Origin of the sequence: Streptomyces sp. NPDC004435 (assembly GCF_042873895.1) — a bacterium.
In the GTDB taxonomy this organism is placed as follows: Bacteria; Actinomycetota; Actinomycetes; order Streptomycetales; family Streptomycetaceae; genus Streptomyces.
Window position 1 is genome coordinate 212,518 of record NZ_JBIAMB010000008.1, and the last position, 21,616, is coordinate 234,133.

Consider the following 21,616-nt stretch of genomic DNA (forward strand, 5'->3'; position numbering starts at 1 on the left):
CGCGATGCCCACCGTCCCCGCGGCCGCGCTGCCGGACCGCTGGTTCCGCACCACGCCCGACTCCGCGCTGCTGCCCCGCCCGCGACTGCTGGCCCGCTCCCTCATCGACGTCGCCGACCTGGACGACCGCATCCGCGCCTACGAACGGCTCACCGGTACCCCCGCGGACCTGCGGATGCCGATCCCGGACTTCGGCGGCCTGGAACTCGCGGCGGTCGGCAACATGCTCCTCATCGCCAGCGCCCGTCCCTTCACCCCCATCCAGCGCCGCACGGCCTACTCCGTGATCGTGCCCTCGCTCGACGGCGCGCTGCGCAGACTGGACCAGGCCGGCGGCACCGTACTGGAACCCACGGAGAGCATCCTCCCGGGCAGCCGGGCCCGCGTCCGGTTCCCCGACGGCGCGATCGCCGAACTCGTCGAGCACCGCCCCAACCCCGGCGAACGACCCCGCCCACCGGAGCCCCGCGACACGACCGCGGACACCGGCGTGCGACTCCTCCTGCGCAAGGAGGTGAGCCGGAGCGTGTTCGCCTCCCTCGTGCGGCTCTACGAGACGGTGCTGGGCACCGACTGCGACTCCCTCGTCCACCTGGACGTCCCCGGCGCCATCGAACTGGGCACGGTCGGCAACCTCCTCCTCGTCGGCACGGACGAGCCGGGGTCCACCCGCACCGCACACGTCCGGCTGGCCCTGGTGACCGCGACACCCCGAGACGTACCGGGGACCCGGCCCGCCGGCGACCGGCTCGTCCGCCTCGAAGACGGCTCCGTCGCCGAGGTCTGGGACAGCGCGATCGGCCTCCGCGCCGCGCACACGCACCCCGGGCGCACCACCGGCGGGACCGACGCCCCGTGACCACGGCACACGAGGTCCGGCGCCCGGACCGGACGACCGTCCGGCCCGCCGAGGCCGGCGTCGTCGCCCGCACCGTCCACGACACCTGGGCCGTCGCCGGCTGAAAGCCCGACGGAACGCTCACACCGGAGGTACCCCATGGCCTACGTCATCGCTCAGCCCTGCGTGGACATCAAGGACAAGGCATGCCTGGAGGAGTGCCCGGTCGACTGCATCTACGAGGGTCCCCGCAAGATGTACATCCAGCCGGACGAATGCGTCGACTGCGGAGCCTGCGAGCCGGTCTGCCCCGTCGAGGCGGTCTTCTACGAGGACGACCTGCCGGAGGACTTCAGCGCCTTCCGCATCGCGGACCGGGAAGCCTTCGACGGCCTGGGTCTCCCCGGCGGCTCCCGCGACGCCGAGCCGCTCGCCACGGACCACGCGGTCGTGCGGGCCCTGCCCGCGCCCTCCACGAGCTGAGCGGACCGGCGACCGCGCTTGTGTCCCGCCCGACACCCGCGCCCGCACGCGCCCTTCACGGATCGCGTTCCCACCGGTCGCCGCGTCAGCGGAGCGGCCCGGGGCGCGGTCGCCGCGGAACCCGTACTCCCTCGCGTCGGATCCGGCGCGGGGGAGTACGCGTGTCCGGCACCGTCGGCGCCGGGCCCGAAGCCGTCACTCCCTCGGCCGGCGCGGCACCGAGGCGTGGCAGAACGCGGTGAACGCCGCCGCCCGGCGCGTCAGCCGGACGCCGGCCGGGCGGGCCAGCACGACGTCCAGCGGGCGTATCCCGTCGCTGATCGTCCGGGTCACGAGCCCCCGTCCCTCGTAGCTGACGTCCGCGAAGGGGCGCTGGATGAGCAGGGAGTAGCCGACGCCCCGGGCGACGAGGCTGCGCACCGTCTCGAAGCTCTCCGTGCGGTGCCGGATGCGGGGGGAGACCCCGGCGGAGCTCAGCACCTCGTTGAAGTAGCGCAGGCTGGGCGGGACGTCGAGGGCGACCATGTCGTGGTCGCCGAGGTCGGCCAGCCGGATCTCCGCCTTCGCCACCAGCGGATGGGCGGCCGGCAGCAGGACGTACGGGCGGGTGGTGTACAGCGTGTCGTAGTCGATGCCGGCCTGGATGTCGACGCCGTAGACGACGGCCACCTCGCATTCCCCCTCACGCAGGCGCCGCTGCAGCTCGGTGAGCGAGCCCTCCACGAAATCGAGGGTCACCTGGGGATGCGCCGCCTGGAACTCCTCCAGGACCCGCGGCAGGAAGAACGGGGCGATGGTGCTGAAGCAGCCGATCACCAGACGCCCCGACGGGGCGAGCCCCAGGTCCCGCATCCCCGCCTGCAGTTCGTCGGCGCGAGCGAGCAGGGACCGGGCCTCCGGCAGGAGGAGCCGGCCGGCCTCCGTGAGTGTCAGCCCCTTCGCCTTCGAGCGCAGCAACAGCTGTACGCCGACCTCGCGTTCCAGCTGGGCGATCGCGACCGACACCGCACCCTGCGACACGAACAGGCGCCGTGCCGCCCCCGTCATGGTCCCCGCCTCGGCGCAGGCCACGAACGCGTGCAGGCGGCGCAGGCTGATGCGCTCAGTCATTAGGGAATCCCATAACACGCTTCATCATTCTCCCTTTTTCAATTCGAGGGTCATGACGGAGACTTGGAGAACCAAGTCGAGGAGGTTGCGCGATGATGCCGACGAATTCGGCCTCCGGGTGCCCTGTGCACCACAGTTTCGACCCGCTTGGCGACGCCTACATCACCGATCCCTACCCGATCCATTCCGCGGTTCGGGAGGAGACCCCCGCGTTCTACGCGGCGGCCATCGACATGTGGGTGATCACCCGCTATGAGGACATCGAGGCCGTCCTCAAGGACCCGGGAACCTTTTCCGCCGCTGTCGGGCAGAGGCCGGTCTTTCCGCTGTCGGAAGAGTCGCGGGAGATTCTGAAGAATGGTTTCCGCGCCTATCCGGTGATGTCGGACTGCGACCCGCCCCGGCACACCCGCATCCGGAAGCACAACATGACGGGCTTCTCACCCAAGCGGCTGGCCGCGTTGGAGCCGAAGGTCTGGGCCAAGGCGACGGAGCTCGTGGACGCCATCGAACCCGGTCGGGTGGACCTGGTGAACGCCCTGACCTATCCGCTGCCCGCGTACATGATCTTCACGTTCATCGGATTCCCCGACGAGGACATGGACATGCTGAAGAGCTGGTGCGGCAACCGCATCGCGTTCAGCTGGGGCCGGCCGACCGGCGACGAACAGCGCGAGATCGCCACGAACATGACGCATTACTGGGAATACTGCGAGAATTTCGTGGCCAAGCGGGCCGCGGAACCGGTGGACGACTTCACGAGCGACCTCGTCCGCATCCACCAGGAGAGCCCCGAGACGCTTTCGCTCGAGGACATCACCAACGTCGCCTACGGACTGAGCTTCGCCGGCCACGAGACCACCACCAGTTTCACCGGCAACGCGATACGCCAGCTGCTGGCCAACCCCGAGCAGTGGGCCGCGATCTGCTCCGACCGCGGACTCATCGCCAAGGCGATCGAGGAACTGCTGCGCTACGACAGCAGCATTCCCGCGTGGCGGCGCATCACCACCCGGGCGGTCAACGTCGGCGGCGTCCGCATCCCGGCCGAGGCCAAGGTCCTGATCCTGCTCGGCGCGGCCAACCGGGACCCGAACTACTTCGAGGACCCGGAGACCTTCGACATCCACCGGGGCGACGCCCGCCGCCACCTCGCCTTCGGCAAGGGCATCCACTACTGCATCGGGGCGCCGCTCGCCCGGATGGAGGCCCGCGTCGCCCTGGACCTGCTGGCACAGCGGGCCCCCGACATGAAGCTGGTGGCGGACCAGGACTTCGACTTCCCCGCGAACGTCTCCTTCCGCGGCCCCAGGAGCCTCCTCGTCGAGTGGCCCGGCTGACCCCCCGGAGCCGAACGGCGGCCGGCGGAGTGCGCACCGCACCCCGCCGGCCGCCGGCTTCCCGGCACGGCCGGTCACGGCCCGACGCGCCGCTCGGTGACCAGCAGGGTCTGCAGCACCTGCCCGCAGCTCCCCGAGACGTCGTCGAGCTCCCCGAGGGCCAGCCCCGAACCGTGCGGACTGGCCGCCGTGTGCGAGCGCAGGCACAGCCACTCCCCGACGGGATCGCGGTGCAGCGCGAGCGTCACGTCGGTGTTGATGACGAGATTCGTGTGGTGGTCCAGCTCGAAGCCGACGGCCCAACTGCTGTCGGCCACCGTGAGCGCCCGCGTCAGCGGGGAGTCCGGCACCCCCGCCACGAGGGGAACGCGCTGACGGACCCAGGCGGTCCCCGGGCCGAGCGTGTCGAAGCCGCCGCCGTCCGCGAACCGCCACTCCATCGCCGAGACGTAGCCGTCCAGATGGGCGCCCGCCATGGTGTGCGGAGGCTGCGGCGCCGGCAGCGCAGGGGCGGGCGGTACGGGCCTCAGCTCCGGAGTGTCACCAGGGCCGGCGACCAGCCTCCAGGCCCGGGCCAGCAGCACCGTGGTGCCGTCCGCCGACACCTCCCCTTCGAGCACCTCGACGCTGCCGCCGGACCGTACCGTCCGCACCTCGACCGTCAGGTCCGCGACCGGCACGGGACGCAGCAACTCCACGGTGACGCGGGCGATCCGCAGGCCCGGCCGGGGAGCGTGCCGCTCCATCACGTGCCCGACGAGGGCCGAAGAGGGCCCCGCGTGCTGCGACTTCGCGCTCCACGGGCCCGCGGTGGCCGACGTGCTCTCGTACCGGCCTCCACCGAGAGCGCGGTAGAAGGAATCGGGGGACGGAACGCACTCACTGTTCACGGGACGAGCCTCCAGGTCCTGCCTCATGCCTCATGCCTTGAGGACTGTCGATGCCGTCCGACCGCGGGACGCCGGCGAGTCCGCCGGCGTCCGGCCGGTGTTCCTCGACAGCCGTTCCCACCCGGAAGAGCAGCGACTCCGCGAACGGGGCGGCGATCAGCTGCGCGCCGATGGGAAGACCGGCGGAGTCCCTGCCCACCGGGAGGGAGAGCGCCGGCAGCCCCGTGATGTTGGCGGGCGAGGACAGCCTGACGTACGCGTCCGTGACCGTCTCGGTCACACCGTCCGGCCAGCGCACGGTCTCCTGCCCGCGCCGCGCCGCGGTGATCGGCGACGTGGGCGCGACGATCACGTCGACGTCCTCGAAGAGGCGGGTCCAGGCGTCGCGGATGACGGTCCTCGTGCGCTGGGCCCGCAGATAGTCCAGGGCGGACACATGGCGTCCCGCCTCCAGGAGCAGCCGGACGTCCCGGCCGTACAGGTCGGGCGCCGCGCGCAGCGCCTCCTCGTGGACGGCGGACGCCTCGGGCGCCATCAGGCCCCACTGCGTCGCCTCGACGTACTCGACCAGGGGGAGCTCCACGGGCAGCACGGTGGCGCCGAGCCCCGCCAGCAGGTCGACCGTCCCCCGGACGGCGGCCTCGACCTGCGGATCGACGCGGTCGAAGCAGTAGTTCACCGGCACGCCGACGCGCACCCCGCGCAGCCCGTGCGCGTCCGCCGGGACCGCCGCGGACCAGTGGGCCGGCGGGACCGTGCTGGCGGGGTCCGACGGGTCGTGGCCGGCCAGGACCCCCAGCACGGTGGCGGCGTCCCGTACCGTCCTCGTGAGGGGACCGACGTGGTCCAGGGACCACGACAGGGGCGCCACCCCGTGCCGGGAGACCAGGCCGTAGGTGGGCTTGAGACCGACCGTGCCGTTGAGGGCCGCGGGGATGCGTACCGAGCCCCCGGTGTCGGTGCCCAGCGCGAACATCGCCGATCCGGCCGCGACCGCGACCGCGGAGCCGCCGCTGGATCCTCCGGCGACGACGTCCTCGTGCCACGGGTTGGCCGTCTGCGGGGTGAGCAGTCCGTAGGCGAACTCGTGGGTGTGGGTCTTGCCGACCAGGATCGCGCCGGCGGCCGCGAGCCGCGCCGCCACCGTGCTGTCCCTCCCCGGCGTACGGCCGGCCCACGCCCGCGAACTGGCGGTGGTGGGGATCCCGGTGACGTCGATCAGATCCTTGAGGCCGTACGGGATGCCGTGGAGCGGCCCCCGGTGGCGTCCCTCGACGATCTCCCGTTCCGCCTGCCGGGCGTCCTGCCTCGCCTGCGGCGCCACGACGGTCACGTAGGCGTGCAGCCGGTGCTCCGTGGCCTCGCACCGGGTCAGGACGGACTCGACGAGTTCGACGGGGGACAGGGCGCGCGACGCGATGGCCGCCGCGGCGTCCGCGACGGTGAGCTCACAGGGCCGCACGGCGGCCTCCCGTCATGGGGGCCGGGACCCGGAAGACGGACGCCGGGGCGGCGCCTTGGAGGTCCAGGGCGCGCAGCCGTCCGAGGAGCCGTCCCAGGTGGTCGGCCAGCTCGGCCGCCTCCCTCGGAACGTCGGGCGGGGGCGGTGCGGATGGCGCGGACGGGCGGTTCGGTCGCGCAGCGTCCATCGGGGATGCCTTCCGGGTGGTCGGAGCCGGATGCCGGGTTCCTCGCCGACGCGAGGGAGCCCGGTGGCCCCCGACGGGGGATGGCGGGGGCCACCGGGAGGGTGCGTGCCCCGCGGCCGGACTGGCGCCGGCCGATCACGGGGCTACTCGGGAGCCGGTCCTACAGGTCGACCGTGACGTCGTAGGACTCCAGCCAGGCGTTCAGCCACAGCGGGACCTCCAGATCGATGCGGGTGATCTGGGTGCTGGCGGTGCTGATGCTGCCGTCGAGCCGGCCTCGGACGCGGTCCTTGTCGAGGAGCGGCAGGACGGGGGCGTCGCCGTTGCCGAGGATCTCCGCGAGCCGGTCGCGGAGCTTCTTCTCGTACCCCGAGTCCTGGGTGCTCGGGTACGGAGCCTTCACGCGCTTCACGATCGACTCGGGCAGCACGTCGCGGGTGGCCGCGCGCAGCAGGCTCTTCTCGCGTCCGTCGAAGGTCTTCATGGCCCAGGGGGTGTTGAACACGTACTCCACGAGCCGGTGGTCGCAGAACGGGACGCGCACCTCCAGGCCGACGGCCATGCTCATCCGGTCCTTGCGGTCGAGCAGGGTGTTGAGGAAGCGGGTCAGGTTCAGGTAGCCGATCTCCCGCATCCGCTTCTCCAGGCCCGTCTCGCCCCGGAGGACCGGCACTTCGGCGATGGCGTCGCCGTAGCTCGCCCGCCGGTAGCCGGGGATGTCGAGCCGGCCCAGGAGCCCTCCGTCGAACAGCGGCGTCCCGTCGTAGAAGGGACCCGGCGTCGTGGTGAGCCACGGGAACGTCTCGGCCGTGAGCACCTCGGGGTCGTGGAACCAGCTGTAGCCGCCGAAGAGTTCGTCGGCCGACTCGCCGGACAGGGCCACGGTGGACCGCTCCCGCACCGCCTTGAAGAGCAGGTACAGGGACGGCCACAGGTCGCCGTACCACATGGGCGGCAGGTCGGTGGCGGCCAGGACGGCGGCCCGCACGCCGGGGTCGCTGAGGTCGTCGCTGTTGAGCAGGATCTCCTTGTGCTCCGCCGCCACGTGCTGGGCGAGGTCGCGCACGAACGGCGCGTCCGGCGTCGCCCGCAGCGGGTCCGGGACGAAGTTCTCCTCGGCGCCGACGAAGTCGACGGAGAACGAGCGCACCGGCCCCGCGCCCCGGGCGGCCAGCGCCCTGGCCGCCAGCGCGGTGACGGCGGAGGAGTCCAGACCGCCGGAGAGCAGACTGCACAGCGGTACGTCGGAGATGAGCTGCCGGCTCACGATGTCGTCCAGGAGCCCCCGGACCGTGTCGATCGTCGTCTCCAGGGAGTCCGTGTGCTCCCGGGCCTCCAGCGCCCAGTAGCGGCGCTTGAGGAGGCCCTGGCGACGGACCCGGACCGTGTGGCCCGGCCGGATCTCGTACATGCCGGTGAAGATGGCGTGCTCCGGGGTCTTCACCATGTCGAGCAGCTCGCGCAGCCCGTTCTCGTTCACCCGGCGGGGGATCTCCGGGTTGGCCAGGATCACCTTGGGTTCCGAGCCGAACAGGACGCCGTCCGCCGTGGGGAAGTAGTACAGCGGCTTCACGCCCATCCGGTCGCGCACCAGGAGCAGTTCCTGCGTCCGGGCGTCCCAGACGCCGAAGGCGAACATGCCGTTGAGCCGGTCGACGACGCCCTCGCCCCACTCCAGGTAGCCCTCGAGGACCACCTCGGTGTCGCTCTCGGTGCGGAAGCGGTGTCCACGTGTGATCAGCTCCGCCCTCAGCTCGCGGTAGTTGTAGATCTCACCGCTGAAGGTCAGCACCGCCAGGACGCGCCCGTCCCGTTCGGCGGTCATCGGCTGGCGCCCGCCCTCCAGGTCGATGACCGAGAGCCGGCGGTGCCCGATGGCGGCGTGCCGGTCGATCCACACGCCTTCGGCGTCGGGACCGCGGCACGCCATGGTCTGCGTCATGGCGTCGACGACGGCGCGCTCCTGGGTCAGATCGCGCCCGAAATCTATCCAGCCCGCAATGCCGCACATAAGCGACGTTCTCCTTAGGTAGGACGTGAGCACCTGGCTCATCGAGAGGGTCCGGGAGAGGAAAGGGAAGGTGCCGCCCGCCGCGGCCGGCCCGAGGGGCCGGCCGCGACGGGACGGAGCACGCGCGTGGTGGGACAGGTGCGGGAGAGGCGGGCCGCCGCGGCGCGGTCAGGCTACGAGGCCGCGGGCCACGTGTACCTCCCCGCCCGGTGCGCCCAGGCCACGAGCACCATCAGGACGGCCGCCAGCCCGCCCAGCACCATGACGGTGGAGGGCGAGGAGCGGTCGAGCACGGCTCCGCCGACCAGGGCTCCGATGGAGATGGTGGCCTGGAAGGAGGCGGTGAAGAGGACGGACGACGCCTCGGGGTTGTCGGGCGCGGCCTTGGAGAACCACGTCTGGGAGCACACCGGTACGGCTCCGTACGCGACGCCCCAGACGACCAGGAGGGCCACGGCGCCGAAGTCCGAGCCGCCGAGGACGGGGAGGAGCAGGGTCGAGCCGGCGATCAGAGCGGCGGCCGCGGCGAAGGTGGCCCGCGGATAGCGCCCCACCGTGGATCCGCCGAGGAAGTTGCCGGCGATTCCGGCCGCTCCGTAGATGAGCAGATAGACCGTGATGAGCCCGGTGCTCACGTGGGTCACCTGCTCCAGGAAGGGGGTGACGTACGTGTACGTGCCGAAGTGGGCGAGGACGACGAGGAAGGTCATCACCAGCGCGAAGCGGGTGTTGACGCTGCGGAGCATCTCGCCCAGGACGTTCAGGCGTGTCGCCTGGTGGGCGGGGAGCGGCGGGACGACCACCAGGAGCAGGACGAGGACGGCCAGGGTGAAGACGCCCATGACCAGGAACGCGGTCCGCCAGCCCGCGATGTCGCCGATGAACGTGCCCAGCGGTACGCCGAGCACGGAACCGAGCGGCACCGCCGAGAAGATCACCGAGGTCGCCCGTCCCACCGACTTCGCGGGCACGAGCTGGCTCGCGAGGCCGGCTCCGATGGACCAGAAACCACCGATGGTGATGCCGACCATGACGCGGGAGACCAGGACCAGCCAATAGCTGGTCGCCACGGCGGCGAGGAAATTGGCCAGTGCCAGCAGCAGGATGAACACGCCCAGCATGACCCGCCGGTCGATCCGCCCCGTGGCCACCGTGACCAGAGGGGCGGAGACCGCGGCCAGGAATCCGGGCATGGTCATCATCAGACCAGCCATTCCGTCCGAGATGGTGAAACTCGACCCGATCGAGGTGAGCAGTCCGATCGGAAGAATTTCGGTGGTGACGATGGAGAAAATCCCCAGCATGATCGAGACGACCGCCAGCCAGGAAACCAAAGGCGATCGATCCGGAGCTGCGGGAGATTGGACAGAAGAGGTGGTTGCTGTGGACATGATTTCCGTCCTGAGTTGGGCCTCACATGCGGAGCGTGGTCTCCAGTCCAGCAGGAACGGGCTCCATCCTCTGGCAGATTCCCGACACCAACAACCACTCCGCCGCCGGCTCGCCGTGGCCCGGCTCCACCGACGCAAACCCGACGCAGCAAGTATCAGCAGGTCAGATGAGGTTCAGGCGGGAGGAGGCGGGCTCGCCGACGCGGCGAGGGGGCACCTGAACCCCCGAAGACCCGTGACGACTTCGCCAAGTCGCGTATCTGCCGATACGGGGGAGCGGCCGCCTTTCCCGCGAGCGACGGCTGACGTCCCGAACCTGCCGGTGCGGAGTTCCACCCTTTGTTGTTCAGGATTCCCGGAATCCCCTATCGTGTCGCTGCGCCGTCGTGCGGTCCCGGCGATCTGCCGAGGTCGCTGTCGAAAGGAGGGGAAGCGTGTTCGAGTCCGATGAGGCAGTGCGCGAAAACGTGAGGAAAAAGGCCGTGGGGCTCTCTCGCGAGGAGGTCGCCCTGCAACGGGACAATGCGCGAAACAGGTGCGAAGGTTCCCGTGTGCACTGTGCGGAGGCAGCCATGCGACGTGAATGGCTGGAACAGTACGCCGCGGAGTGGCAGCGCGTCCTCGACGAGCTGACCGAACGGGTTCCGAAGCCCCGCTGAACCTGCCTCGGGCGAGACCTGTCCGTCCCCTCGGCCGAGACCTGCTCCGTCCTCCCGGGCGAGCATGACGCCGCCTCCCTCGGATGACTGATCGTTTCGTCATGTTCCGATGACGATCGGGTAGGTGCGAGGTGTGACTGATGATCCGGAAGCGCGGCCGCGGGCGGGCGACGACCTGCTCTCCGGCCTCAGCGTGGACGACCGACGCCCGGAGCAGCCGGTTCTGCTGGACGGCTCCGGGGCGCCGATCCGTACCTGGCGGGAGAACTATCCGTACGACCGCAAGATCCAGCGGCGGGAGTACGAGCGGACCAAACGGGTGCTGCAGATCGAGCTCCTGAAGCTTCAGCACTGGGTCCAGGCCACGGGCGCGCGACTGGTGGTGATCTGCGAGGGCCGGGACGCCGCGGGCAAGGGCGGCACGATCCAGCGCTTCACGGAGCGGCTCAACCCGCGCGGAGCCAGGATCGTCGCCCTGCACAAGCCGACCGAGCGGGAGCAGGGGCAGTGGTATTTCCAGCGGTACATCGCGCACCTGCCCGCCGCCGGGGAGATCGTCTTCTTCGACCGCTCCTGGTACAACCGCGCCGGCGTCGAGAAGGTGATGGGATTCTGCACGCCGCAGGAGTGCGAGCTGTTCCTGCGCCAGTGCCCCGCCTTCGAGTCCATGCTCGTGGCGGACGGGATCCTGCTGGTCAAGTTCTGGTTCTCGGTCTCCCGCGCCGAACAGCGCACCCGCTTCGCGATCCGCCAGGTGGATCCGGTGCGACAGTGGAAGCTGTCGCCCACCGACCTGGCCTCCCTGGACCTGTGGGACGCGTACACCACGGCGAAGGTCGAGATGTTCCGCGCGACCGACACGGGCGACGCGCCGTGGACGGTGGTCAAGAGCAACGACAAGCGGCGCGGTCGCCTGGAGGCCATGCGCAGCCTGCTGGGGCGCGTCGACTACGCCCGCAAGGACGAGGAGGCCGTCGGCCGGCCCGACCCTCTCATCGTGGGCGCCGCCGACACCCTCCTCGAACCCGGAGAGGAGTCCTCCGGCCTCTCGCCGACGCCCCTGGCCGGATCGTCCGACGGCCCCGGCCTGCACCCCGCCACATAGGTGCCCCGGGCGATTCAGATCGCCGTGGCGAGCGTGGTGAGCCCGGGTCCTTCGAGGTCGTCCAGTGCCACCCTCCGGCCCGACACGGCCAGGAGAAGGGACAGCGCCGGCCCGCGCACCTCCGGCCCCTCGCCGATCGGCACGTCGGCGTCCGTGGCGGTCAGCCGGGTGCGGGACACCAGTTCCTTGGCCCCGCCGAAGGAGGCCGGAGTCCGGGCCTGGAGGCGAAGCGACCGGATGACGGCCTCCTGGGGGTAGGTGTGGGAGAGGCCCAGGGGCCGGCGAATGTCCTCGCCGTGCACGATCTCCTCGACGAGGCGGCTGTCGACGGGTGCCGGCGGGGTCGTCCTGCGCGTCGCCACCTGCCGCAGCCGCGCCAGCGTCTCCCGCGGTGAGGCTCCCCGTTCGCGCTCCACGCCGCGGGCGTTCTGGAGGTCGAAGTCGAACCGCGCCCGGGCGAGGCCGACCAGGAAGCCCAGGCGTGTCGTCCGGGCCGTGTCGGCCAGGTGGGCGACCACGTCGTGCACCGTCCACGAGGCACAGAGCGACGCCTCCTCCCACCGCTCCTCGTCGAGGCGCTCAAGGTCGTCGATGAGCGCCGCGCGCTCCGCGTGGACCATCGACCAGACATCTGCCACGGCTTCCTCCCTCGGTCGGTCGAGTACAGCATCTGCCCCAAGGGGGACTCCCCGCGCCCCGGGAACTCATCGGTCCCGTCCGCGGCGGTCTCTCCCCACCCCGCCCGCCGGGGACCGTCTTCCGGTACCTCCCCCAGGGCGGAGCACGTCCACGCTCGCCGGGGCCGTCGGGCGCATCACGTCCCTCCGGGGTCCTGCCGGACCGGGGACGGAACGCGTCAGGGCCCGTCCTCAGGACGGGCCCTGACGCGATGCGCGTCGCCACCTACTTCGTGGAGTTCCTCGGGACCTTCCGCAGCAGCACGGCCACCAGGACCGCCGTCAGCAGCGCGAAGCCCGCGCTGAGCCCCGATGCCGACTGCAGGGCCGTGGTGAAGGAGTCGCGTGCGGTGGCCAGCAGCTCCGGGTCCGCGACGGTGCTCGCCGCACCCAGCGACTCCCGCGCCGCGGCCGGCGCGTCGTCCGGGATCCCGTCGCGGTAGACCGCGACCGCCACGCTGCCGGTCACCGCGATCCCCAGCGCCAGACCCAGGTCGTACGCCGTCTGGCCGGTCGCCGCCGCCGCGCCCGCCTTCTCCGGGGGAGCGGCGCCGACGGCCAGGGCGGTGCCGAGGACGCTGATCGGGGCCGCCCCGAACATGACCACCGCGAGGCCCAGGGACGCCGTCCAGACTCCGGCGGTCAGGGCGATCGCCGCGTATCCGGCGAGCGACACCAGCAGGCCGCCGATCAGGACGTACGCCGGGCGGAAGCGGCGGGCGAGCGGCGGGGTCAGCTGCGACCCGGCGATCAGCCCCACCGCCCCCGGCAGCAGCCAGAGCCCGGCCTCCAGGGGCGACTGGCCGGCGACCGCCTGCAGGTACTGCGGGACCAGGTACTCCACCCCGTTCAGCGCGGTCATGCCCAGCAGGAGCGTGAGCAGCGCACCCGAGAAGGCCCGGTCGCGGAAGAGTCGCAGGTCGAGCAGGGGCGTGGCCAGCCGGTTCTGGCGGCGGACGAAGAGCAGCGTGAGGGCCGCACCGCCGGCGAAGGCCGCCGCGGCCTCCGCCGTCGGGCCGTGCGAGGCGACCGACTTCACCCCGTACACCAGCGGCAGGATCGCCAGCAGGAACAGCGCGACACTCGGCAGATCGATCCGGCCGGCCCCCGGGTCGCGGTACTCCGGCAGCAGCACCGGCGCCGTGACCAGGGCGAGCAGCATGATCGGCAGACCGATCAGGAACACCGAACCCCACCACCAGGAGGCCAGGAGCACCCCGCCGACGATCGGCCCGATCGCCAGGCCGACGGAGAGCGCCGTCACCCACATGGCGATCGCGGTCGCCCGCTGCCGTGCGTCGGCGAACATGTGGCTGATCAGGGCGAGGGTGGAGGGCAGTACGGCGGCCCCCGCCACGCCCAGCAGGGCGCGGGCGGCGATCAGGGTTCCGGCGTTCGGGGCGTACGCGGCGAGCAGCGAGGCCAGCAGGAAGCCGGCCGAGCCCGCCATCAGCAGCCTGCGCCGGCCCAGGCGGTCGCCGAGCGTGCCCATGATGACCAGGGTGCCGGCGGTGAGGAAGCCGTAGATGTCGGTGATCCACAGCAACTGGGCGCTGCTCGGCCGGAGATCGGCGGCCAGGTACGGGGTGGCGAGCCAGAGGACGCCGAGGTCGGCGGTCATCAGGGTGACCGGCAGGAGGAGGACGGCGAGGCCGAGCCACTGGCGGGCGCCCGCCTTCGCCGGCGCCGCCCCGGCCGGGGCGGCGGGGGAGGGGGAATCAGGGGTGGTGTGCGTGGTGGTCATCGCGGCAGCGCTCCGTTCAGGGATTCCTCGGCGGACTTCAGCAGTTCCCGCACCCGCTGCGGGCGCAGGGCGCGCGGCACGCCCGACAGCTCGGTGCCGTGGACGATCGCGACGGAGGAGTCCTCGATCCCGCAGAACCGGGAGACCGCGAACCGGAGTTGCAGGTCGAGGACGGCGGAGAGGCCGAGCTGTTCGATCTCCGCCTCCGTGTTGCCCATCAGGGCGAGCCACAGCATCCGCTTCCCGCCGAGCCGGGGCTTGCTGCGGCCGTAGGCGAAGCCGTAGTTCCACACCCGGTCGATCCATCCCTTGAGGACGGCCGGCGGTGCCATCCACCAGACCGGGAAGACGACCACGACGTCGTCGGCGGCCAGGATCCGGTCCATGTGGGCGTGGACCTCGGGGGAGTAGCGCTTCTCCCGGTTCTCCCAGTCCGGTTCGTCCGCCGGCCGCAGGACGGGGTCGAAGCCCTCGGCGTACAGATCGAGCACGTCGACGGTCGAGCCGCCGTCCTTCAGCCGGGCGTGGAGCAGATCGGTGACCTGGGCGGTCAGGGAGTCGGTACGGGGGTGGGCGTGGACGAGCAGGGTGTGGCGGGGCATGGCGGCGTCCTTCGAGAGGGTCGGCGGGGCGACGTGCGGGCACGGGGGACGTCACAGACCGAGGCCGGAGCCGCCGCTCGCGTCGATGTTCTGGCCGGTCACCCAGCGCGCGTCGTCCGAGGCGAGGAAGCCGACGACGTCGGCCACGTCCCCGGGCTGCCCGACCCGGTTGAAGACCGAGAACCCGGCGGCGTGCGCCTTGGCGGCCGGGTCGGCCATCCACGGGTGGATGTCGGTCTCGATCGTGCCGGGCGAGACCGCGTTGACGGTGATGCCCCGGGCGCCGAGGGTCTGGGCGAGGGTCAGGGTCAGCACCTCGACCGCACCCTTCGAGGCGGCGTAGGAGGTCATGCCGGGGAAGGCGACCTTGGTGACGCCGGAGGAGATGTTGATGATCCGGCCGCCGTCCCGCAGCCGGCCGAGCCCGTGCTTGACGATGAAGAACGGCGCCTTGGCGTTGACCGCGAAGACCCGGTCGTAGTCGGCCTCCTCGACCTCGTCGATCGTGCCGGCGCCGGCGATCCCGGCGTTGTTGACCAGGATGTCGACGCCGTCGGCGTGCTCGTCGAAGGCCTTCCAGAGGGCCTCGGCGTCGCCGGGGACGCCCAGTTCGGTGCGGAGGGCGAAGGCGGAACCTCCGGCTTCCTCGATCGCGGCGACCGTCTCCTTCGCGGCGGCCTCGTTGGAGGCGTAGTGGACGGCGACGCGGGCGCCGTCGGCGGCCAGTCGCAGGGCGATCGCGCGGCCGATGCCGCGGCTGCCGCCCGTGACGAGCGCGGTCTTGCCGGTGAGGGTGGTGGAGCGGGCCATCGGAGTCTCCTCGGTGGTGGTGTGCTGTTTCCTGCTGACGAGGAAGACTCTGCGGGAGCGCTGTTCGGGTACGGCTCGGGTTCTGTTCGGACCCGGTTCGGGGCCCGGTTCGGGACCGTTGCGGGCTCGGCGTGGGGCCGGCGAGGGTCCGGCGTGGGTCCGGTGCGGGGCCTGTACGGGCGGGAGTTACGGTGATCCCATGCGATTCGGGGTGCTGGGGGAGACGGCCGTCTGGACCGAGGACGGGCATCCCGTCCGGGTCCCTGAGCTCAAGGTGCGCGCCCTGCTCGCCTCGCTCCTCGTCGACACGAGCCGGCCGGTCGCCACCCACCGGCTCGTCGACGACCTGTGGGGCGAAGAACCGCCCGGTAGACCGCTGCGCGCCCTCCAGGCCAAGGTCTCCCAGCTGCGGCGCGTCCTGGAGGAGGCCGAACCCGGCGGTCGCGACCTGCTGGTGTCCCGCGCCCCCGGCTACCAACTCGTGCCCGCCGAAGGCGCCTTGGACGCGGAGCGGTTCGCCGTGCTTGCCGCCCGGGCCCGTGCCGTACCCGATCCGGGGCAGCGCGCCGCGCTGTTCGCCGAAGCGCTCGACGTGTGGCGCGGACCCGCGTTCGCGGACTTCGCGGACGAAGCGTTCACACGGGCGGCGGCGAACCGCCTGGAGGAGGAACGGCTCGTCGTCCGCGAGGAGGCGGCGGAGGCCCGCCTCGCCGCGGGGGAACACGCCCTGCTCGTGGGGGAGCTGGCCGAGATCGTCGTACGTCATCCGCTGCGCGAGCGGCTGCGGGCCGTGCAGCTGCGCGCGCTCTACCGTTCGGGCCGGCAGAGCGAGGCGCTGGCGGCGTACGAGGACGTGCGGCTCCGGCTCGCCGAGGACCTGGGCCTCGACCCGGGCCCGGAACTCGTCGCACTCCAGCGGGCGATGCTCAGCCAGGACCCCGCGCTGGAAGCGCCGCGGACCGGGGGCCGGACCGCTTCAGGGGACGCGGAGGCCGGAGCGGCGGCCCCGGCGCCGGACGCACCCCCACGAGAACCGGACGCCCGCCCGGAACAGGCCCCGGACGCCGGGTGGGACGGTACCGGCGCGGGCGGGACGCGCGGCAATCTGCCGATGGCCATCAGCGGGCTCGTCGGGCGCGACGCGGCCGTCCAGGAGATCCGCGAGCTGCTCGCCGGACGCCGGCTCGTCACGCTGACCGGCCCCGGAGGCGTCGGCAAGACTCGTCTGGCCGTAGAGGCCGCCGGGCGGGCCCGGCAGCTGTTCCCGGACGGAGTGTGGCTGGTCGAACTCGCCGGAGCCCACGCCGAGCTGGCCGAGGTCGTCGCCGCGGCCATGGAACTGCGCGACGACGGGGCCTGGGGCGTCCGCCCCGAGGCGGGCCGGACACCGAGCGGCGCCGAGCGACTCGCCGCCGTCCTGCGCGGCAAGCGGATGCTGCTCGTCCTCGACAACTGCGAGCACGTCATCGACGAGGCCGCCGCGCTGGCGGAACTGCTCCTGCGCACCGTCCCCGACCTCGTGGTGCTGACGACGAGCCAGGAGCCGCTGGCCCTCGCCGGGGAGACGCTGTGGCCGGTGCCACCCCTCGACCTCCCGGGCGCCGTCGAACTGTTCGTGGCCCGGGCGGCCGCCTCGGCGCCCGGGTGGGTCACCGACGACGCCCAGCGGGCCGCCGTCGAGGACATCTGCCGCCGCCTCGACGGCGTACCGCTCGCCCTGGAACTGGCCGCCACCCGGGTCCGCGCGCTCGGCGTGCACCGGCTGCTCGAACGGCTCGACGACCGCTTCCGGCTGCTCAGCGCCGGACAGCGGGGCGCCCCGGCCCGGCAGCAGACGCTCCGCGCGGTGATCGACTGGAGCTGGGAGCTGCTGCCCGGGCCGGAGAGCCTGGTCCTGCGACGGCTCGCCGTCCACGCCGAGGGCTGCACGCTGGAAGCGGCGGAACAGGTCTGCGCGGGCGGCGAGGTCGAAGCCGACGACGTACTGGACCTGCTGGCCCGGCTGGTGGACCGGTCGCTGGTCGTCGCCGTCGACGGGAAGGGCGGGCCGCGCTACCGGCTGCTCGAATCCGTCGCCGCGTACTGCGTCGAGCGGATGTCCGACGCGGGCGAGACCGAGGACGTACGCCGCCGGCACCTGACGTACTACACGCGTCTCGTCGAGGCTGCCGCGCCGGAGCTCCGAGGGCCCGCGCAACGCGAGTGGCTGACCCGCCTCGACGCCGAGGCGCCGAACCTGCGCGCCGCCCTGGACCGCGCGGCGCAGGGCGGCGACGCCGAGCACGCGCTGCGGCTGGTGGACGCCCTGGCCTGGTACTGGGTGCTGCGCGGGCGCCTGGGCGAGGCGGTCCGCTCGACGGCGACGGCGCTGGACAGTCCGTTCACCGCCACCCCCACCGCCACCGCCCCGACCTCGGACTCCGACACCCTCGCCCGGCTGCGGGCCCGCGTCTCGGTCTGGTGGACCGGGCTCACGGTGATGAGCGGCGACGGCACGGACCGCCACCGGCGTATCGCGAGCGCGCTCGCGTCCGTCGACACGGCCTACGGGGCCGGCTCCGCCGCGCTCGCCTCGGCCCGCTGGTTCCTCGCCCACGCGCTCTGCGGCACCGGAAGCCAGAGCGAGGGCGAGGAACTCACGAACGCGGCCCTCGACGGGTTCACGCGGACCGGCGAGGCGTGGGGCGAGGCGGCGGCGCTCGGGGACCGCTCCGTGCAGCGGCTGCTCAGGGGCGACCTGGCGGGTGCCGAGAGTGACGCGGCCCGCAGCGCCGCGGTCTTCGCGGCGGTCGGGGACGCGTGCGGCGGGCTGTGGTCGGTGTACCCGCTGGCGACCGTGGCGGAGATCCGCGGCGAGTACGAGCGGGCGGACGCGCTGAAGCGGGCCGCCCTGGACACCGCGGAGAGCTTCGGGCTCACCACCGAGGTGCCCGACCTGCTGTCGGGCCTCGGCCGGACCGCGCTCCTGCGGGGAGAGCTGGGGCAGGCGCGCGCGTACCACCGGGCGGGGCGGGAGAAGGCCGTCGAAGTCGGCTTCCGGGCGGGCGAGATCAATGCCGTCCTCGGCCTGGGCCTCGGAGCCCGCCGGGAGGGCCTGCTGGACGAGGCCGAGGTCCACCTCCGGGAGGTCCTCGACTGGCACCGGCTGGTCGGGCTCGACGGAGCCAACGCGCTCATCCTGGCGGAGCTGGGTTTCGCGGCGGAGCTGAGGGGCGACGCGGAGGGGGCGCTCGCGCTGCACGAGGAGGGCTACGCGACGGCACTGGCGAGCGAGGACCCGCGAGCGGTGGCCCTGGCACTGGAGGGGCTCGCCGGCGCCCACGCCCTGGGCGGGCGCGAAGGGGGAGCGGCTCTGCTCCTCGGTACGGCGGGGGCGCTGCGGGCGTCGACCGGGGCGCCGTTGCCCCCGGCGGAGCGGGGGGACGTGGAGCGGATCGAGACCGTCGCCCGGGCCGCGCTGGGTCATGACACGTTCCTGACCGCCCGGACCCGCGGCGAACGCCTCGACGCGGAGACCGCCGTGAGCGAGGCCCGCGGTGTCACGGGGACACCGGTCCGCGACAGCGCGGGCCACCCCGGCGTCCCCGGCCACGAGAGGTGAGGCGGGGTCCGGAACGGTGCCGCGTCTCCGGTCAGCGGAGGACGGCGGCGCAGGGGATCGCGCGGGGGACGGGCAGCGGACCGACGGCGACCGCCCCCTCGCGTTCCCCTGCGGGCGCGACGGTCCTCGGCCGTGGTGGTGCCTGACGGCTCGGCCGCCCTCGGCGGAGCCTTCGGGTCGGCGGCGGCGCTCGTGTCGCTGCCGGAGGAGTCACGGCCGTGCGGCGGTCGCACGGGTCGGCGCCGTTCCGGGGTCAGGGGTCGGCGCGCTTGGGGTCTCCGGTCGGGGTGAGGGTCCACACGCCGTGCGACCGGATGTACAGCAGGCAGGGCTTCTTCGGCGTGACGGCCTCCGCCGTGAACGCCCCGGTTCCCTCGCACAGGAGCTTCCCGGGCCGGAAGTCTTCCTGGAGGACGTGCAGGGAGAAGGCGGAGCCGTCGTGCTGGGTGACGCGCAGTGGCTCCCGGCCGCCGGGATGCCGCAGGACGTACGAGCCGGTCGAGCTCACCTCTTCGTCCAGGAGCGGGATGTTCTGCGGTGGGTGCAGCCAGATCCGCCACCCCCGCCGTGTGTGCATCTCCAGGTGGACCGTGTTGTGGCCGTCGGTGGGCACCGGGACGACGGCCCGCGAGAGCGAGGACCCGTGCGTGAGGATCCGCCGGGGCAGGTCGTCGTCGCCGCGCGGGCCGGTCAGTTCGACCCACGAGTCGGCCGCCCGCTCCAGGTGGACCACGAGCAGCGCGGGCTCGCGCGCGTCGGCACGGCTCAGCTGGACGCCGGCGTCGCCACGGCTCTCCCGGCGCTGCCGCGTTTCCGTGTGCGCGGGCCAGGTTCCGTACGGGTCCGTCGGCGTGAGTGACCGAGACGCCGCCGCCACCTCGTCCGAAGGGTGCTCGGGGCGTCGCTCCGTACGGGACACAGGCCGCGGGTCCGGGCTCCGTTCCCGCAGGCCGCTCTCGATCGGAGGGCGGCCCTCCGCCAGTCGTACGGCGTCGGCGGCGCAGACGGCGACCGTCCGCGCGGTCCCCCCGGCGGGGGCCCAGCGGACCTCCTCGGCCGACCGCCCGTGGCGGGGATCGAAGAAGCAGAGGGGAAGGCGAGGGGGGCGCGGCAGGCCGGCGACGGCGGCGTCCACACAGGCCAGCGCGTGACGCCCCTCGTCGAGCGCCCGCAGCACGTCGGCGGCGGCGTCGCGCGGGGTCCGGTCCCCGACGAAGCCGCGCTCGGCCCGCTCGTACGCGTCCAGCGCTCGCCGGTAGTCGGCGAGGAGCCGGGAGCCGTGCGTGCGGTGGTCCGGCACGAAGGGATGCCGGGCAAGTGCCTCACCGAACGCGGCGATCTCCGCTTCGACCCGATCCAGTCCGTCCGCGCGCTCGCTCGCCCGTCCGCGCCTCCGGAAGAGCCCGGTGATCGCTCGCACCATGCCGTCAGTCACGCGGGCGATGGTATGTGCGGCTCGGCTCTACGGGCAGGGGGGGGCTGTCGGGAGCGGCCCCGGCGGCCGCGCGCGCCGACACCTCGCGGTCACCGGCGCCGCAGCGCGAGACGCCGTTGTCGTGGGAATTCTCGACGCTCCACCGCGCGGCAGATGAGTTTGTGGCTCTCGGCCGGTCCAAGCTCGTGACAACCCAGGAAAGGACACCGCCATGCCGGAGCTTCTCGTCGACTTCATCACCTCCCTCGACGGCTACGCGTCGGGTGAGGGATGGCCCGGGTTCTGGGGCCTCGAAGGCCCGGAGTACCTGGCATGGCTCGGCGAGCAGCCCGAGCCCACCTACCTGATGGGAGCCAACACCTACCGTCTGATGTCGGGCTTCGCCGCGGGCGAGGTCCCGGACGGCCAGGACGAGTTCAGGCCCGAGGAAGAGGCGTCCGTGGACGAACTCACACGCGCCACCAAGGTGGTGTTCTCCTCCACGCTCGAAGGGCCGCTGACGTGGGCGAACGCCACGCTCGTCCGCGGGGACGCGGTCGAGGCGGTCCGTGCCATGAAGACGGGCGGCTCGGGGCTCCTCAGCACGATCGGCAGCCTCAGCCTGTCCCGGTCCCTGCTCCGGGCCGGGCTCGTCGACCGCTTCAGGGTCGTGATGTTCCCGGTGATCACCGGGGCCACCGGCGCGGAGCGCATCTACGACGGCTACCCGGACGTCGCCCTGGAGATGACCGAGCACCGCACCTTCGACGGTCGCATCCAGCTCGTCGAGTACAAGCCCCGCGTGCTCGAACACCCTCCGCTCGGCGCTCCCGCGTGACGCTGCCGGAGTCCGCCGGGGAGGGAGCCCTTCAGGCCCACCGCACCCGCTACCCCGCCGCTTCCTCGCGGCGGCGTCGAACGAGGTCGTCGCGCCGCTCGTGACGACGGCCGGTCACACCGACGGCCACCACGGTGGCGAAGAGGGCACCCGCGACCACGTAGCCCACGAGGGTGTCGGTGCCGACCAGTACGACCAGGACGGGGATCAGCGTCAGGCTTCCGACCCTCGACGTGGCGAGGGCGTCCGCGCGCAGGACGAGGCGCAGGAACCCTGAGGGTGTCGCGTCGGTCGTGCTCACGGCGCGCCGGGACGTCCGCGGTTCGGCACCCGCGTGGTCCGGTGGTGACGTGCGGTCGTCCATGCGTGGAGTCCTCTCCTCGAACCATCGCCGTAGCGGCCGACGGAAGATCATATTCCGAATGTCCGCCGCCCGCGCCGGACGGACTCCGTC

The 21,616-nt window shown here is 72.7% G+C and carries 19 protein-coding genes; 7 read left to right on the forward strand and 12 right to left on the reverse strand.

The genetic code is table 11. The features are described 5' to 3' along the window. Positions 1-4 precede the first annotated feature (4 nt). Positions 5-859 (forward strand): VOC family protein, encoded by an 855-nt coding sequence (locus ACFYT9_RS16875; RefSeq protein WP_389164307.1) that lies wholly within the window; start codon positions 5-7, stop codon positions 857-859. A 138-nt stretch (positions 860-997) separates the two neighbouring features. Beyond that, the gene (gene fdxA, locus ACFYT9_RS16880) at positions 998-1,321 is read left to right on the forward strand and encodes a ferredoxin (RefSeq protein ID WP_389164310.1); all 324 of its coding nucleotides are present in this window, start codon (positions 998-1,000) and stop codon (positions 1,319-1,321) included. A gap of 195 nt (positions 1,322-1,516) precedes the next feature. Here fdxA and ACFYT9_RS16885 read toward each other — a convergent pair whose 3' ends face one another. Continuing rightward, entirely contained in the window at positions 1,517-2,431 is a 915-nt protein-coding gene (locus ACFYT9_RS16885; RefSeq protein WP_389164313.1) for a LysR substrate-binding domain-containing protein, read from the reverse strand. A gap of 125 nt (positions 2,432-2,556) precedes the next feature. Here ACFYT9_RS16885 and ACFYT9_RS16890 point away from each other — a divergent pair, with 125 nt between their 5' ends. Continuing rightward, positions 2,557-3,771 carry a cytochrome P450 gene (locus tag ACFYT9_RS16890; protein ID WP_389164316.1) on the forward strand — a complete coding sequence of 405 codons (1,215 nt, stop codon included), beginning with the start codon at positions 2,557-2,559 and terminating at the stop codon, positions 3,769-3,771. A gap of 74 nt (positions 3,772-3,845) precedes the next feature. Here the strand turns inward: ACFYT9_RS16890 and ACFYT9_RS16895 are convergent, their stop codons facing one another. The 5 genes from ACFYT9_RS16895 to ACFYT9_RS16915 form a co-directional block, all read right to left on the reverse strand. After that, positions 3,846-4,661, reverse strand: coding sequence for a thioesterase family protein (locus ACFYT9_RS16895; protein WP_389164319.1), 816 nt, complete (start codon positions 4,659-4,661; stop codon positions 3,846-3,848). Next, on the reverse strand, positions 4,651-6,123 hold the full coding sequence (locus ACFYT9_RS16900) for an amidase (protein ID WP_389164322.1): 1,473 nt from the start codon (positions 6,121-6,123) through the stop codon (positions 4,651-4,653). The genes ACFYT9_RS16895 and ACFYT9_RS16900 overlap by 11 nt, the downstream gene beginning before the upstream one ends. Then, on the reverse strand, positions 6,110-6,310 hold the full coding sequence (locus tag ACFYT9_RS16905; protein ID WP_389164325.1) for a hypothetical protein: 201 nt from the start codon (positions 6,308-6,310) through the stop codon (positions 6,110-6,112). The genes ACFYT9_RS16900 and ACFYT9_RS16905 overlap by 14 nt, the downstream gene beginning before the upstream one ends. 160 nt (positions 6,311-6,470) lie before the next feature. Next, on the reverse strand, positions 6,471-8,321 hold the full coding sequence (gene asnB / locus ACFYT9_RS16910) for an asparagine synthase (glutamine-hydrolyzing) (protein WP_389164328.1): 1,851 nt from the start codon (positions 8,319-8,321) through the stop codon (positions 6,471-6,473). Positions 8,322-8,494: 173 nt separating this feature from the next. Next, positions 8,495-9,712 (reverse strand): MFS transporter, encoded by a 1,218-nt coding sequence (locus tag ACFYT9_RS16915; RefSeq protein ID WP_389164331.1) that lies wholly within the window; start codon positions 9,710-9,712, stop codon positions 8,495-8,497. 434 nt (positions 9,713-10,146) lie between these two features. On the opposite strand from ACFYT9_RS16915, the gene ACFYT9_RS16920 reads away from it, so the two are divergent. Beyond that, positions 10,147-10,371, forward strand: a complete 225-nt coding sequence (locus ACFYT9_RS16920) for a hypothetical protein (RefSeq protein WP_389164334.1) — start codon at positions 10,147-10,149, stop codon at positions 10,369-10,371. 133 nt (positions 10,372-10,504) lie between these two features. Next, a complete protein-coding gene (gene ppk2, locus ACFYT9_RS16925; RefSeq protein WP_389164336.1) occupies positions 10,505-11,476 on the forward strand; it encodes a polyphosphate kinase 2 in 972 nt (323 codons plus the stop codon). Positions 11,477-11,490: 14 nt separating this feature from the next. Here ppk2 and ACFYT9_RS16930 read toward each other — a convergent pair whose 3' ends face one another. From ACFYT9_RS16930 to ACFYT9_RS16945, 4 genes are all read right to left on the reverse strand, one after another. After that, complete coding sequence (locus ACFYT9_RS16930) at positions 11,491-12,096, reverse strand: maleylpyruvate isomerase family mycothiol-dependent enzyme (RefSeq protein WP_389164648.1); 606 nt, start codon at positions 12,094-12,096, stop codon at positions 11,491-11,493. Positions 12,097-12,379: 283 nt separating this feature from the next. Then, positions 12,380-13,774: an MFS transporter gene (locus ACFYT9_RS16935; RefSeq protein WP_389164650.1), complete on the reverse strand. Its 1,395-nt coding sequence runs from the start codon at positions 13,772-13,774 to the stop codon at positions 12,380-12,382. Between the two features lie 119 nt (positions 13,775-13,893). Next, positions 13,894-14,499 carry an NAD(P)H oxidoreductase gene (locus tag ACFYT9_RS16940; RefSeq protein ID WP_389164339.1) on the reverse strand — a complete coding sequence of 202 codons (606 nt, stop codon included), beginning with the start codon at positions 14,497-14,499 and terminating at the stop codon, positions 13,894-13,896. 51 nt (positions 14,500-14,550) lie between these two features. Further along, positions 14,551-15,309, reverse strand: coding sequence for an SDR family oxidoreductase (locus tag ACFYT9_RS16945; protein ID WP_376604494.1), 759 nt, complete (start codon positions 15,307-15,309; stop codon positions 14,551-14,553). A 199-nt stretch (positions 15,310-15,508) separates the two neighbouring features. Between ACFYT9_RS16945 and ACFYT9_RS16950 the strand changes: the two genes are divergently transcribed. Further along, complete coding sequence (locus ACFYT9_RS16950; protein WP_389164342.1) at positions 15,509-18,910, forward strand: BTAD domain-containing putative transcriptional regulator; 3,402 nt, start codon at positions 15,509-15,511, stop codon at positions 18,908-18,910. Positions 18,911-19,163: 253 nt separating this feature from the next. Here ACFYT9_RS16950 and ACFYT9_RS16955 read toward each other — a convergent pair whose 3' ends face one another. Then, the gene (locus ACFYT9_RS16955) at positions 19,164-20,345 is read right to left on the reverse strand and encodes a hypothetical protein (RefSeq protein WP_389164345.1); all 1,182 of its coding nucleotides are present in this window, start codon (positions 20,343-20,345) and stop codon (positions 19,164-19,166) included. A 211-nt stretch (positions 20,346-20,556) separates the two neighbouring features. Here ACFYT9_RS16955 and ACFYT9_RS16960 point away from each other — a divergent pair, with 211 nt between their 5' ends. Continuing rightward, complete coding sequence (locus ACFYT9_RS16960; protein ID WP_376602124.1) at positions 20,557-21,162, forward strand: dihydrofolate reductase family protein; 606 nt, start codon at positions 20,557-20,559, stop codon at positions 21,160-21,162. A gap of 49 nt (positions 21,163-21,211) precedes the next feature. On the opposite strand, the gene ACFYT9_RS16965 is transcribed toward ACFYT9_RS16960, so the two are convergent. Continuing rightward, complete coding sequence (locus ACFYT9_RS16965) at positions 21,212-21,526, reverse strand: hypothetical protein (RefSeq protein WP_389164348.1); 315 nt, start codon at positions 21,524-21,526, stop codon at positions 21,212-21,214. Positions 21,527-21,616: the final 90 nt, after the last annotated feature.